General features: G+C 65.7%; 11 protein-coding genes. 7 read left to right on the top strand and 4 right to left on the bottom strand.

Translation table 11 applies throughout. The annotated features are described in order from the left end of the window. Positions 1-21 precede the first annotated feature (21 nt). Positions 22-1,488, bottom strand: coding sequence for a TAXI family TRAP transporter solute-binding subunit (locus HV711_RS19310; RefSeq protein WP_035486005.1), 1,467 nt, complete (start codon positions 1,486-1,488; stop codon positions 22-24). Positions 1,489-2,004: 516 nt separating this feature from the next. Here HV711_RS19310 and HV711_RS19305 point away from each other — a divergent pair. After that, a complete protein-coding gene (locus HV711_RS19305; protein WP_013587231.1) occupies positions 2,005-2,358 on the top strand; it encodes a BON domain-containing protein in 354 nt (117 codons plus the stop codon). 319 nt (positions 2,359-2,677) lie between these two features. Further along, entirely contained in the window at positions 2,678-2,926 is a 249-nt protein-coding gene (locus tag HV711_RS19300) for a hypothetical protein (RefSeq protein WP_013587232.1), read from the top strand. A gap of 21 nt (positions 2,927-2,947) precedes the next feature. Here the strand turns inward: HV711_RS19300 and HV711_RS19295 are convergent, their stop codons facing one another. Beyond that, positions 2,948-3,736 (bottom strand): sulfite exporter TauE/SafE family protein, encoded by a 789-nt coding sequence (locus HV711_RS19295; protein WP_013587233.1) that lies wholly within the window; start codon positions 3,734-3,736, stop codon positions 2,948-2,950. A gap of 201 nt (positions 3,737-3,937) precedes the next feature. After that, positions 3,938-4,591 (bottom strand): LysE family translocator, encoded by a 654-nt coding sequence (locus HV711_RS19290; RefSeq protein ID WP_028362735.1) that lies wholly within the window; start codon positions 4,589-4,591, stop codon positions 3,938-3,940. A 206-nt stretch (positions 4,592-4,797) separates the two neighbouring features. Between HV711_RS19290 and HV711_RS19285 the strand changes: the two genes are divergently transcribed. The 5 genes from HV711_RS19285 (at position 4,798) to HV711_RS19265 (ending at position 11,271) form a co-directional block, all read left to right on the top strand. Then, on the top strand, positions 4,798-5,691 hold the full coding sequence (locus HV711_RS19285) for a LysR family transcriptional regulator (protein WP_013587235.1): 894 nt from the start codon (positions 4,798-4,800) through the stop codon (positions 5,689-5,691). A 217-nt stretch (positions 5,692-5,908) separates the two neighbouring features. Next, on the top strand, positions 5,909-6,904 hold the full coding sequence (locus HV711_RS19280) for a hydroxymethylglutaryl-CoA lyase (protein ID WP_035486001.1): 996 nt from the start codon (positions 5,909-5,911) through the stop codon (positions 6,902-6,904). Next, entirely contained in the window at positions 6,901-8,145 is a 1,245-nt protein-coding gene (locus tag HV711_RS19275) for a CaiB/BaiF CoA transferase family protein (protein WP_013587237.1), read from the top strand. Before HV711_RS19280 ends, HV711_RS19275 begins: the two co-directional genes overlap by 4 nt. Positions 8,146-8,232: 87 nt before the next feature. After that, on the top strand, positions 8,233-9,714 hold the full coding sequence (locus tag HV711_RS19270) for an MFS transporter (RefSeq protein ID WP_035485998.1): 1,482 nt from the start codon (positions 8,233-8,235) through the stop codon (positions 9,712-9,714). Positions 9,715-10,185: 471 nt separating this feature from the next. Continuing rightward, on the top strand, positions 10,186-11,271 hold the full coding sequence (locus HV711_RS19265) for a glycosyltransferase family 4 protein (protein WP_035485995.1): 1,086 nt from the start codon (positions 10,186-10,188) through the stop codon (positions 11,269-11,271). Positions 11,272-11,295: 24 nt separating this feature from the next. Here HV711_RS19265 and HV711_RS19260 read toward each other — a convergent pair whose 3' ends face one another. Further along, positions 11,296-13,620 carry an RICIN domain-containing protein gene (locus tag HV711_RS19260; RefSeq protein WP_082201632.1) on the bottom strand — a complete coding sequence of 775 codons (2,325 nt, stop codon included), beginning with the start codon at positions 13,618-13,620 and terminating at the stop codon, positions 11,296-11,298. Between the last annotated feature and the right edge of the window lie 99 nt (positions 13,621-13,719).

Genomic DNA, 13,719 nt, shown 5'->3' with positions numbered 1-13,719 from the left:
GTGCGGCTCTGCCTTGCACCGTCAATCTGGTTGGCGGCGCTCGTCCGCACGGCTTTCGCCCATTTCGGCGGCTTCGTTCGGCGCGGCCGGGGTCGCGTCTTCCTGGTCGGCTGCGTCGGTTTCGTCGTCGGCCAGCTCGCGCCGGGTGTCGCGGCTTTGCGTGAGTCTCGCCCGCACGAAGCCGATGTGCTCGCGCAGCACGTAAAACTGGTCCGCGTAGGCCAGCGGCATCTTCAGACCATTCACCGAGTCTTCGATCGTATCGAGCCGCTGCAGCAACGACGCCCGCTCTGCCGCCGAATGATCGCTGAGTGCGCTGCGCTCGATGGCGATCAGCGCGCCATACCAGCGATAGATGCGCGACTTCACGCGCCACGCATACAGCGACGGCACGAGCCGCAACGCCGGAATCAGCAGCACGACGAGCGGCACGACCACCACCAGCAGCCGGTCCGCGAGGCTCGCGAGCCAGAACGGCAGCAGGCGGTACAGGAAGCTCTTGCCCGACTTGTAGTAGCGCGCGGCGTCGTCGCTGATCGGGAAGTCGTGGGCGAGCGGCGCCGGGAATTCGCCGGCGCGCTGCATGATGTTCGCCTTGCCGTGCACCTCGCGCGCGGCTTCGATCAGAAGGTCCGAGAGCGCGGGATGCAGCGAGTCGCGCGCCACCAGTTCGGCGGTCGGCGCAACCATGCGGACCGGCGCGGACGGGAGGTTCTTGCCGAGATCGAAGGCGCCCATCGGCAATACGAGCGCCGTCAGGTAGGGAAAGCGCCGCGTGTAGGCGTCGGCCTGCGAGAAATCGAAGAACTGCACGTTGGGCGTGCGGTAAAGCTTGCCCATGACCGCGGGCTGCGCGGAATCGCCGGCAAGAAACGCCGCGTCCACCTTGCCGGAGACGAGCGCCTGCGCGGCGTCGTCGCCGGAAAGCGGCAGCAGCCGGGTCGGGCCGCCGGGCTCGATGCCGTTCGCCTTGAGAAGCGCGAGCGCCAGTTGACGCGTGCCGCTGCCCTCGGCGCCGACCGCGAGCCGCTGGCCCTTGAATTCGGAGAGCCGCGTGACCGTTGGGCCGTGATAGAAGATCGCGAGCGGCACATACGACACGCTGCCAAGCGACATCAACCCATTGCTGGCCATGCCGGGCGCGATGCCGTCCTGCACGAAGGCGACGTCGACAGTCGAGTTCGGGTCCGACAACCGTTTCAGGTTTTGCAGCGAGCCTTCGGAAGGCAGCACGTTTAACGTGATCCGGTTGCGCGCCAGAATCTCCTTGTATTTCTGGGCGGCATTCCAGAAGGTGCTGCCCTGCGGGCCCGCGCTGATGGTCAACGTGCTCGGCGGCGCGGGCTGGATCAGGCGCACGGCGACCCAGATCGCCGCCGCGGCGATCAGCAGGATCGGTCCGAACGACACGGCGAGATCGCGCCACGAGATCGCGACGAAACGGGCGACGAGGCGGGTGGGGCGTTTGCGGCCGGTGGCTGGCTTCATCGGATGACGGGGCGGCTACGGTCGAAGGTGACTGGATGGCGGCGCTGCGCGTGGCGCCGATGGTACCTGAGATTGCCGCGCCGGCGGAACGCGCGGCCGCGGCGGGCGCCGAGAAAGCGGTAACAAAAAGTGACGACGGCGCACGCCGTTCACACCCGCGCGCATCCCATCCGACTAAACCCTTTGCGCTTCTGGCCCGGCTAGATTAAATTGTGCATCGCTGCCGCGAACACAGGTTTCGCGCGGCGCGACCCGGCACGACACACAAGAACCGGGCGCGCCGGCGGATATCGCGGCTCGCCGGTTTCCATACCGCACTGCATGCGCGTCGTCGTCATCGCATGCGGCACATGGCAGCCGGCCTCTCTTTGCCTCTCGCATCTCGTGTCGCAGCCACAGCCGGCCAGTGCCTCGCCGCGCGCCTCGTCGCGTGCGGCTTTTTGGGCAGGGCCGCAGGTAGTCGTAACGAAGCCGCTTATTCAAGCGGTCCAATATGAAGCTAAGGAGAGAAGAAACATGAAATCGGTCGGTTTTCTGAAGACGCTGGGCTCGGTGGTGGCAATGGTGGTGGCATGCAATGTCTATGCTCAGGCAAGCGATGCAACGGCAACGGGCACGACTGCCGCCCCCGCCGCCAGCGCGAAGGCGAGCAAGAAGGCCAATAGCCAGCTCGGTCGCAAGGTGCGCGCTGCCATCTCGAAGGCGCAGGGCGTCGACGTGTCGAACATCTCCGTGCGTGCCCGTGGCGGCGCAGTGACGCTGACGGGTTCGGTGCCCGACCAGGGCCAGATCGACGCGGCCGGCGAGGCAGCCAAGGGCGTCGCGGGCGTGACGTCGGTGTCGAACAAGCTGACGGTGATGCAGCAGTAAGAACCGCGGCGGGCGCGGCGCGAAGCCCGCCGCAACGGCGCACTGAGCGGCAGGCAAGCCGCGCCGAAGCCGGCAGTTCGGGCGGCTTGGCGCGCGCCATGCGCCGTGTCGATGCAGGTGAAAAAGCTCCGGCCTTTGCGCCGGGGCTTTTTTGTTTTCTGCCACGCGATTATTGACGGATTATTGACGCGGCGATGATGACATCGGTCCGATGCCTGCGCGCCCGGCCCCGCCCGCCGCCGTTATCCGACTGTGCGGGACGACACATTTCTGCCGCCGCGCGAAGCGTACTGTGTGCATGAAGACAGGAGTCATCGCCATGCAAACCACGGTTCTGCGCTATACAGACCTGCCCATCGGCGACCGGGCCGCCTTCGAGCTCGTCTGCGCGCGGCACGGCTTCGCGCCCGCGCATTTCGACGTCAGCATCCACGCGGATTCCGCCGATTCCACCCATGAGCGTCTTGTCACTGTACGGCGCGGCGGCTGGGCCCAGTCCTATTACGACCACCACGGCCAGTGGGTCAGACAGTTCGAAGCCGATCTGACCTGCCGTTTTTTCAAGTGACGTCGAGGGGTGCGGCTCGCGCTAGGCCACCACGAGCCGCAGGCCGACCAGCGTGAGCGTGGCGGCAAGCAGGTTGCGCAGCAGCGCATCCGGCGCGCGCGTGGACAGCATGCTGCCCACCGCGATGCCCGGCAGCGAGCCGATCAGCAGCGACAGCAGCATCGACCAGTCGACCGAGCCGAGCAGCCAATGGCCCGCGCCCGCGAGCAGCGTGAGCGGCACCGCGTGCGCGATGTCCGAGCCGACGATGCGCATGGTCGGCAGCATCGGATAAAGCAGCAGCAACACGGTCACGCCGATTGCGCCGGCACCCACCGAGGTGAGCGATACCAGCATGCCGAGCACGGCGCCCGTCAGCATGGTGAGGGCAAGCGTGCGTCCCTGGCTCGGGGGGCGCCGGCGGTGAGCGCCCAGCGCCGCGAGTTGCGGGCGGAACACGAGTGCCACGGCCGTGACGAGCAGCGCGGCGCCGAGCACCAGCTGGATCAGCCGGCTCGCGCCCGGCGTGTCCATGCCGTAGCGGTGCAACAGTAGCAGCGTGACCGTGGCCGCCGGGACGCTGCCGGCGGCAAGCCGCAGCGTCACCTGCCAGTCGACGGAACCTTTCAGGCCGTGGACGAGCGTGCCGGTCGCCTTGGTGGCGGCCGCGTAGAGCAGGTCGGTGCCGACCGCCGTCGCCGGATGGACGTTAAAGAGCAGCACCAGAATCGGCGTCATCAGCGAGCCGCCGCCCACGCCAGTCAGGCCGACCAGAAAGCCGACGAACAGGCCGGAGACGGAATACAGCAGATCGATATGCGGAAGAGCCATTGAAGGGACCGCGGGCGGTCGGTGGATTGACAGTTAGGGCACGGGCAGCGCGCGCGTGCCTCGACCGCCGACACGAGGCGGAAACGGCAAGAAAGGCGGCGACCGGCGCGGCGAAAGCCGCTATTGTCGCAAAACTGAAGCCCGGGCGTACGGAATGCGCAGAAGCGCGGCCGTCGGGGCGGCTTTCGGGCGACGCAGCGCTCAAAGCGCGCGGCGAATCTCCACGACGCCGAACGCCGCCAGCATGACGCCGACGAGCCGGTCGATGGCAAGCCGCAACTTGCTGCCGATCGCATGGCGCGCGAGCGACACGACGGTCACGAGGAAGCACCACCACGCAATCGAGCCGCAGAACACGCCGCCGACCGTGGTGAGCGCGATCGCCGACGAAAACGCACCGCGCGGCGCCAGTGTGGTGAAGAGCGCGGCGAACATGATGACCGTTTGCGGGTTGGTCAGCGTGAGCAGCAGGGAGCTCGCGTACGCACGCAGCGCGCCCGCGCGGCCCACTTGCGCGAGCTTGCCGTTGCCGTTGCCGTTCTGTGCGCCGTCGGCCGTATCCGCGGGCGCTTTCTGCAGCAGCGTGCGCACGCCGAGATACAGCAGAAACAGCCCGGCGAGCAGATGCAGCGGCCGGTCGTAGGCCAGCATGAACTGCGAAATGCCGACAAGGCCGAGCGCCGCGATCAGGCCGTAGAATGCATCGCCGCTCGCAATGCCGAGCCCGATGGCAAGACCCGCGCGCGGACCGCCCGTCAGCGTGCGGCGAATGCAGAGCATGCCCATGGGGCCGACCGGCGCAGCAATCGCGAGGCCGACACCGGCGGCGGTGAAAAAGAGGCTCGTCATGGACATGGCGGGTTCCGTTGGCGTGTTGTGATGGCTTGTGTGCACCGGCTGCCGCAAGCACCGCCCAGCATAGCCACAGCCGCTCCTGCGAGCAAGCCGGGCGCCGCGCGTTCGGAATTAACCGTGGATACCCTGGGATCGTGCCGCATGGCGCCGGCCGCCGCCCGTCCTCGGGCATAATTTTCCGCACTTCAATTTTAGGAGCCGCGCGCATGTGGCAGATCGATCAGGTGACGTTGCGCTTGTTCATCGCCGTGTGCGAGGAAGGCACGATCGCGCGCGCTGCGGAGCGCGAGTTCATTGCGCCGTCGGCGGTCAGCAAGCGGCTCGCCGATCTCGAAGCGCTCGTCGACGTCGCGTTGCTCTCGCGCAGTCAGCGCGGCGTGCGCCCCACCGCCGCCGGCGAGGCGCTCTTGCGGCACGCGCGGCTCATCATGCGCGGCCACGAGCGGCTGCAGGCCGAGCTGAGCCAATTCGCGGCCGGCGCGCGCGGGCATGTGCGAGTGCTGGCGAATGTCTCGTCGATGGTGGAATTTCTGCCCGAGGCGTTGTCCGAGTTCCTGAAAGCCCATCCGCAGATTCGTGTGGACGTGGAAGAGCGCGTGAGCGCGGAGATCGTGCGCGGGCTCGAGGAAGGCGTCGCGGATCTCGGCATTTGCCGCGATGTCGTGCCGATGGGCAGTCTGGAAGCGCTGCCGTACCGCGCCGACCATCTGGCGCTGATCGTGCCGCGCGGCCACCCGCTTGCCGCCGAGGCCAGCATCGGCTTCGAGCAGTCGCTCGCTTTCGATCATCTCGGGCTCGCTTCGAATGCGTCCGTCAATGCGCTGATGCAGCGTATCGCGGCCGAGAAAGGGCGCGAGCTCAACTACCGCACCTACGTCTCGACGTTCGACGCCGCCTATCGCTTCATCCAGGCCGGTCTCGCGGTGGCGATTCTGCCGGCGGAGGCGCTGCCCCGCCACGCCGCCGACGAATACGGCATCGTCGCCGTGCCGTTACGCGAGGCGTGGGCGGAGCGGCGCTTCGTGATCTGCGTGCGCGACCGCGGCGCGCTGACGCTGGCCGCATCGCATCTGCTCGATCATTTGTTGCGCGGGGCTTAAGCGCTCGCGCCGTCTTTGCGGTTCACGTGTTCGCGCGTCTTCTGAAAAGCCCTTAAGGGTTTCCCCTTTGTGACGGCGCATGCCCGTCCCGCTTGCCTTGCGGGCCATCGTCAACGGCGATGGAGTGCTTCGTCAACGCAGACTTTGCCAGGCGGCCGCGCGCAGGCACGCTGTGATCCGTGCTTCATTTCCCCGCATTTTCCGCAGGATTCAAACCATGAGTGATAGGAGGGAGCGCGTCGTCGTGACCGAAGTCGGCATGCGCGACGGTCTGCAAAGCATTGCGCGAACCATGCCCACCGAATTCAAGCGGCGCTGGATCGATGCCGCGTATGCAGCCGGCGTGCGGCATATGGAAGTGGCGTCCTTCGTGCCGGCGAAGCTGTTGCCGCAAATGGCCGATGCCGACGAGGTCATCGCGCACGCGCTCGGCTACAAAGATCTGATCGTCACGGCGCTCGTGCCCAACCTGAAGGGCGCACAGCGCGCGCTCGAAGCGGGCGTGCACCGGATCGTCGCGCCGATTTCCGTGAGCAACGCGCACAGCCTCGCGAACGTGCGCAAGACGCCGGCGGAAATGATCGACGCCTTCGCGGCAATGCGCGAGGCGATCGACAGCGCGGCGAGCCATGCGTCAGATAGAGGCGCGCGGCGCGTGCAATTGATCGCCGGTTTGTCGACGGTATTCGGCTGCACGCTGCAAGGCGCGGTGCCTTACGGCGACATCGCCGCAATTGCGCGCGCCGCCGTGCACGCTGGCGCCGATGTCATCGCACTCGGCGACACGACCGGCGAAGCGACGCCGCGCCAGGTCGGCGAGATCATCGAACTCGTGCGCGGCGTGGCCGGCGAGAAGCTGCGCTCGCTGCATTTCCACGACACGCGCGGGCTCGGTCTTGCGAATACGCTGATCGCGCTGCAACACGGCATTCGTGAATTCGACGCGTCGCTCGCCGGGCTCGGCGGCTGTCCGCATGCGCCTGGCGCGACCGGCAACGTGAACACCGAAGACCTTGTCTTCATGCTCGACAGCATGGGCTATGAGACGGGCATCGACCTGACGCGTCTTATCGCGTCGCGCGACGTGCTCGCCGACGCCTTGCCGGGCGAGCCGCTGTACGGCTATCTCGCGCGCGCCGGTGTGCCGAAGCAGTTTGCGCGCTCGCCAGCCATTGAACCCTCATCTCCTTCCTGCTCGCAGGTGCTGCAATGAACGCCTCTTCTTCTACCGTGACTTCCGCTTCGGACGCGCCGCAAACCGCCTTGCCGCTGGCCGGCATTCGTGTGATCGAGCTCTCGCATATGGTGATGGGCCCGACTTGCGGAATGATTCTCGGCGACCTCGGTGCCGAAGTCATCAAGGTTGAGCCGCCGCGCGGCGACGGCACGCGCCGTTTGCTCGGCACCGGCGCGGGCTTTTTCCGCACTTTCAATCGCAACAAGAAGAGTGTCGCGCTCGATCTAGACAGCGAAGCGGGGCTCGCCGCGCTGCATGAACTTGTCGATACCGCCGATGTGTTCGTCGAGAACTTCAAGCCTGGCCGCATGGCGAGCCTCGGTCTCGACTATGCGTCGCTGCGCGAGCGCAATCCGAAACTGATCTATGTATCGCACAAAGGCTTTCTGAGCGGGCCGTACGAGCATCGGCTCGCGCTCGACGAAGTCGTGCAGATGATGGCGGGCCTCGCCTACATGACAGGCCCGGTAGGCCGTCCGCTGCGTGCCGGCAGTTCGGTCAACGACATCATGGGCGGCATGTTCGGCGCGATCGGCGTGCTCGCCGCGCTGCACGAACGGCATGCGAGCGGGCGCGGCAAGGAAGTGCAGAGCGCGCTCTTCGAGAACTGCGTGCTGCTGTCCGCGCAGCACATGCAGCAATATGCGGCGACCGGCGTTGCACCGGCGCCCATGCCTGAGCGCATCAGCGCATGGGCCGTGTACGACGTGTTCACGCTCGCCAACAACGAGCAGATGTTCATTGCCGCGACCGGCGACGGTCAATGGCGCGCGTTGTGCGGGATTCTCGGCCGCGCGGATCTGCTCGCCGACCCGCGTCTCGCGACCAACAACGACCGCGTGCTCGCGCGTGCTTGGCTGCTGCAGACGCTCGGCGAAACGCTGCGCCAATTCGAGGGCGCGGCGCTCGTGCCGCAATTTGAGCGCGACCATATTCCGTTTGCGTCGATCGTCAAGCCCGAAGAACTGTTCGACGATCCGCATCTGAACGAAAGCGGTGGCCTCGCGCGTCTCACGCTCGACGACGGCAGCGAAACCGCCATGCCCTTGCTGCCCATTTCGATCGACGGCGCGCGTTTGCAGCCGCGTCAACCGATTGCGAAGATCGGCGAGCACACGGCAGAGGTGCTGCGCGAGCTCGGTTACGACGAGGCGCGGATCGCGGCCGTCACATCGGCGCCGAGCGGTTCGGCTCAAACGCCGCGCGAAGCCGCCTGAGCGGGCGGCTTCGCGGGCGCGGCTCGTGTCGCGCACGAGATCAATCAGGTTCATCCGGCGAGAGACCGGCATTCAAGGAGACAGACGATGAAGTCGTCGAATCAAACGGTATATGCAACAGCGCTCGGCGATGCCGGCGCGCTTGGCGTGCCGGCGGGCGCGGGCGCGTCGGCGGGCAGCCGTGCCGAAGACATTGCGCTGGGCGGCGCGCGCATTTCGGCGCGGCTCGACCGCCTGCCTGCCACGCGTTCCATCTGGAAGCTCGTCATGTTGCTGAGCCTCGGGCTCTTTTTCGAACTGTATGACCTGATGTTCTCCGGCTACATCGCGCCGGGACTCGTGAAGAGCGGCATTCTCACCGCGACGACGCATGGCCTCTTTGGCACGAGCGGTGTCGCGAGCTTCATTGCCGCGCTGTTTGCAGGCCTCTTTATCGGCACCGCCGCGTGCGGTTTTCTCGCCGACCGCTTCGGGCGGCGCGCCATCTTCACGTGGTCGTTGCTGTGGTACACCGCGGCCAACATCATCATGGCGTTTCAGGACACCGCGCTTGGGCTCAACGTATGGCGCTTCATCGCGGGCATCGGCATTGGCGTGGAGATCGTGACGATCGGCACGTACATCTCCGAGCTCGTGCCGAAGCATGTGCGCGGCCGTGCTTCTGCTTGCTCGCAGGCGGTGGGCTTCTGCGCGGTGCCGATCGTCGCGTTCTTATCGTATCTGCTCGTCCCGCATCAGTACTTCGGTCTCGACGGCTGGCGTCTCGTCGTGCTGACGGGGGTAGTGGGCGCGGTCGTCGTATGGTGGATCCGCCTCGGTTTGCCGGAAAGCCCACGCTGGCTCGCGCAAAAAGGCCGTATCGACGAAGCCGACGCGATCATGACGCGGCTGGAAGCGCGGGTCGAGCGCGAATACGGACGCGCACTGCCCGCACCCGCTGTGCCCGAGCCGGTGCGCGCACGCGCCGCTTTCCGCGATCTGCTCGCGCCGCCGTATCGCAAGCGCACGCTGATGCTGATCATCTTTCACGTGTTCCAGACAATGGGTTACTACGGCTTCGCGAACTGGATCCCGACGTTGTTGATCAAGCAGGGCATCACGGTCACGACGAGCCTGATGTACGCGAGCATCATCGCGGTGGCCGCGCCGCTCGGGCCGCTGCTCGGTTTGCTGATTGCGGACCGCTTCGAGCGCAAGACGGTGATCATCTGCATGGCGGCGGTCAATGTGGTGTGTGGCCTCCTGTTCAGCCAGGCGCGCGAGACGGTGTTGCTCGTGAGTCTCGGCGTGTGCCTCGTGCTCGCCGGCAATATCATTTCATACAGCTATCACGCGTATCAGGCCGAGCTCTTTCCCACCAGCATTCGCGCGCGCGCCGTCGGTTTCGTCTATTCGTGGAGCCGTCTCTCGGCGATGTTCTCCGCGTTCGTGATCGCGGGATGTCTGAGGGAGTTTGGCGTGAACGGCGTGTTCGCCTTCATTTCCAGCGCCATGGTGATCGTGATGCTCGCGATCGGCACGCTGGGCCCGAAGACGCGCGATATCGCGCTGGAAGATATTTCGAAGTAGCGCGGGTTGCGCGCCGTGTCGTCCGAGCGCGCTGTTGCACGAGTCGATGTCTTTATTGCCGCGATGCGTCCGCGGGAGGCGCGAAGCGTCAAAACGATCGGCAAGATTTGCTTTGTTCGTATCTTTGCTGAATGTGCTGTCGCGCCCGTATTTCTCCGCTGCGGCTCGCGCCGTGTCGGTGAGAAAGAGGATGGCTGAGTGCCGCGCCGGCGAGATTCGCATTCTGAGTGGGCGATACCGCTCATTCGTAAGCCGAAGAAGTCTTGGCCTTGGCGCAAATTTGCAGGATGTTGGGTGTAACGTTTTCCGGCGACGGTTGACGCCGCATCGGCGAGTCGCGGGTTTCGGAAACGACGCGCGTTAAATGCGCGCCACATACCAACTATCGGATGAGGGCGTCGAGTGAGCCGTTGCTCACGAGGGCGGCTTGTCCTGCCGCCGCAAGGCGGGCGGTCATCAGAGAGATAAATCGTGAGGATTCTTCAACTGGTTCACGCACCACGATTGTCCGGGGCAGAAGTACTCGTAAAAGGTCTTGCCATTCACCATCAGCGCGCCGGGCACGAAGTCTGTATGACGTCGCTGCTGCCGCAGCAGGACGATTTCGTCGATATTCGCGCCGAGCTCAATGCAGCCGGCGTCATGTGCCGCTTTCCTTCGGTGCGGCATGGACGGGTAGGCAAACTCGTGCACCTGTACCGCGTGGTACGCGAGTTCCGCCCGGATTTCATCATCGCACACGCGACGCTTGCTGCGTTGTATGTGCGTCTTCTGCCGGTGCAGACGCCTATTGCATGGGTCATGCACTCGGGCGTCAACGACTTCGAAAACGGTGCGCTCAAGCGCGCGGAGCGCCTGCTGTCGCGGCGGGCCAGTGCCATCATCGGCGTCTCACAGCAGAATATTGACGACTACATGCGCGAGATCGGCAGGCATCCGTCGATGGTTGTGATTCCTAATGGAGTGGACGCGTCGCTCTTTGCCGCGCACGATACCCCGCCCGCGCGGGACAGCGCGGTGCCGTCGAAGCAGATCGTTCAGCTTGGCCGCTATATAGAAGGGAAAAGCCAGCTCGACACCGTTCGCGCGTTCGAACGCGTGTTGCAGGTCGAGCCCGACGCGCGGTTGCTGCTGTGCGGCGTGGTCGAAGAGCTCGACTATCACCGGGCGGTCGTGGCGCTTGTCAGGCAGCTGGGTCTGGAAAGCAAGGTCAGCGTCTGCGGGCCGCGCTCGGACGTCGCCGCGGTGCTGCGCGCGTCGTGCGTCTTTGCGATGCCCTCGCGTTTCGAAGCGCAAAGTATCGGTTTTCTCGAAGCGTTGGCCTCCGGCATTCCGGTCGTGGCCAACCGGATTCCGTCGTTCGGTTTCGCGAGCAACTTCGCGGGCGTCAGTCTCGTCGACACGACCGACGTCGAAGCGTATGGCCACGCGCTCGTCAACGCGCTCCACACCCCGCGCGCGCATCGGCAACTCGCCGGTTATACGCTGCACGATACCGCTGACCGTTATATGTCGATTGTGCGCAAGTTTGCCGAGCCGCTGCGGATCTCGGCCTGAACGTTTCGGCCGGCCGCGCGCGGGCTATGGCGCGAGCCGATCGATCCTCACCGTCTCCGAGAAGAGCCCCGGCAGTTCCCCCAGATCCTGTGGCGTACCGAGTGCAAAGCCGTTTGTCAGCGGATAGCGCAGGAGCGCGGGAGCACCGCCTGTGAAGTAGAAGTCGCCAAGCGTGGCGTCCACTCTGCGGTACAGCACGAGTGCGGCGCCGTTTTTATCGCGCACATAGGCCGGGAACACGTCGGACCACGACATGCCGCGCAGCGAAGCGACGTGCACCGGTTCGGCCGCCGGGTCGGCCATGTTGAGCGCGGCGATGTCGATCTGTGCGTCGGCGTCCGTGCCGTCAAGCCGCGGCGTGAGCAGCATGAGCGTGTCGCGATCGTCGCCGCGTAGCGATGCGACGGCTATTTTCACGAAACCGGACATGAAGTTGGCCGGCAACATCCTGCGTTCGCCGATGGTCATGCGAAGATTGTCGTTGCTGATGACCGTGAGCGAGACGCGCTCCTGCACCGTCTCCAATGCGGCGAGCGACGCGCGCGCGCCTGAGTTGCCGAATGGCAGCAATGTGGCGTTCTGCGCGAGCCCCTTGGCCTCGGCAACCAGCACCGGCGCGGCGGCCGCATCCGTTGTTCCGTTCGACGATGCGATCCATATATCGAGTCCGCTATCGGCGCGCTTCTGGGCGATCAGCACGCCGGCTCGATGCGCGCCGGTGAAGTCCGCGGCCACGTATTGCTGCGTCAGCTCGGGCTTGAATGCGGGGCTCGTTTGCAGCCACAGGCGCGGCGCGTCGAAATGGCCGCCGGTGCTGCGCAGCAGCCAGAATGCGGTGCCGTTTTTGCGCGCGGTCACGATCATCAGGTCCGCTTTGCCGTCGCCGTCGAAGTCGCCCAATAGAAAGCGCGCGCTGTCAAAGCAGAGCTTGACGCCTGAGCAACTCGGCGCGGTGGCGCGCGGATCGAATGGAACAGTTCCTGCATACCACAGCGCCGGCGGTTTGGGCTCGCCAAGCGCCGCTGTATAGACGTTGAATCCGGGCCCGTCGTGCTGCCGCTGCACATAGACGGCAGACGGCTCACCCGTTCCCGTGACGTCGCCATACATCGCCGTGGCGAGCCGCAGGTCGTTTGCCTGGATGCGCTGTGTCGTGGCCCAGCGATAGCGCGTGGTGAGCGCCGTACAGCCGCGCATGGTCAGCTTGCCGCCGTTTTCACCCAGACAGTGACGCATCGGCGTGTAGACGAGGCCGAAGTCCCACGGCGTCCAGCGCTGCGCGAGATCCCATTGATCGCAGCTTTCCGGGCGCAGATGACCGTCGCGTTCCGCGATGCACTGCGACGTGGCCACACTCACGAGCGCCGCGTTACGCGTGTTGCCGGGATAGACCGTGAGCGGTTCCCATCGCCATTGCTGCGCAGGCGATCCGTTGCAGGCGGCGAGCGTAGGCGGCTGGCCGCTCACGCTCGCGGTCACGCAGCGGTTCGTCGCCACATTAAATAGCCTGATGGGACGCGCGACGAAATCCGGCACGCGGCGATCGCTTCGGTCCGCGAAGGCATAGCGTCGCGCGATCCAGTTGCCGTCCCATTGGAACTCGCCGAACACGTGCGAGGACTCGCTTCCGTCGATCGAAAAGTAGCTGGCGACAATATCGCGCTTGCGCTGCACCTCGGCGGCGGGGAGGTTGCCGGGCCAGCCGCCTGTCGGATAGGTCACGTGATAGACGATCGGCACGCTTTTACCGAGCGTCTGCGCGACATGACGCGTGATGCGCGCCGCGTAGATGTGATCGGGGTGCTCGATAAATGGTACGGTGTCCGGATTAAGTGTGTAGATCTGCGAGGCCTTGGCGAGTATCTCCCGCAAGGTGGCGGACAACGCATCCCGGTCATATTTCACGCGGGCGGAGCCGTCTGCGTTCATCGGATAGGTGGACAGCGTCGCGTGCTGTTCCCATAGCAGGCCGAGCGGCTCGCGGCCGCCGCGCACGCCGCCGCCCGGCAGGCGCAATTCGAGCAGGCGAATCTGCGGTTTCGCCTTCAGAACCATTTCGTGTACGAGCTTGCCGGCAATCTGAACGTTCGATTCATTCCAGACGTCGGGCACGCCTGCCATACGCGCGTAGGCGAGTCGCGAGGCCCGCTCGCGCGTCAGCACATAGGAGAAGTTCGCGCCGTTCGCGCCGCCGATCAGGTGCACGGTGGTGATGCACCATCCGGCATCAAGGCGCTCGCTGATTGCGGGATCGACGAACAGCAGGTCGTCGTCGAGATGGGCGACGACTGTGACGAGCGTGCCCGCGCTGCAATTGGCGGCGCGCGCGCCCGCCGCAAACGCGGCCATAAAAAATGCCGCGATGAGCGCAGTGCAGGCCCCCCGAACAAAACTGGCCGCCGTTGATCGCATGTGGATTCGAGCCGTCATGGTGGGCTCGATCATACT

The sequence above is a fragment of the Paraburkholderia phenoliruptrix genome (assembly GCF_902859825.1).
GTDB lineage: Bacteria > Pseudomonadota > Gammaproteobacteria > Burkholderiales > Burkholderiaceae > Paraburkholderia > Paraburkholderia phenoliruptrix.
This window is presented reverse-complemented; position numbering and strand designations above follow the sequence as displayed.

What these genes read in the sequence shown, in the direction of transcription:
- HV711_RS19310 (WP_035486005.1), bottom strand. Translation starts at nt 1,488, where the DNA reads ATGAAGCCAGCCACCGGCCGCAAACGCCCCACCCGCCTCGTCGCCCGT.
- HV711_RS19305 (WP_013587231.1), top strand. Translation starts at nt 2,005, where the DNA reads ATGAAATCGGTCGGTTTTCTGAAGACGCTGGGCTCGGTGGTGGCAATG.
- HV711_RS19300 (WP_013587232.1), top strand. Translation starts at nt 2,678, where the DNA reads ATGCAAACCACGGTTCTGCGCTATACAGACCTGCCCATCGGCGACCGG.
- HV711_RS19295 (WP_013587233.1), bottom strand. Translation starts at nt 3,736, where the DNA reads ATGGCTCTTCCGCATATCGATCTGCTGTATTCCGTCTCCGGCCTGTTC.
- HV711_RS19290 (WP_028362735.1), bottom strand. Translation starts at nt 4,591, where the DNA reads ATGTCCATGACGAGCCTCTTTTTCACCGCCGCCGGTGTCGGCCTCGCG.
- HV711_RS19285 (WP_013587235.1), top strand. Translation starts at nt 4,798, where the DNA reads ATGTGGCAGATCGATCAGGTGACGTTGCGCTTGTTCATCGCCGTGTGC.
- HV711_RS19280 (WP_035486001.1), top strand. Translation starts at nt 5,909, where the DNA reads ATGAGTGATAGGAGGGAGCGCGTCGTCGTGACCGAAGTCGGCATGCGC.
- HV711_RS19275 (WP_013587237.1), top strand. Translation starts at nt 6,901, where the DNA reads ATGAACGCCTCTTCTTCTACCGTGACTTCCGCTTCGGACGCGCCGCAA.
- HV711_RS19270 (WP_035485998.1), top strand. Translation starts at nt 8,233, where the DNA reads ATGAAGTCGTCGAATCAAACGGTATATGCAACAGCGCTCGGCGATGCC.
- HV711_RS19260 (WP_082201632.1), bottom strand. Translation starts at nt 13,620, where the DNA reads ATGGCCGCGTTTGCGGCGGGCGCGCGCGCCGCCAATTGCAGCGCGGGC.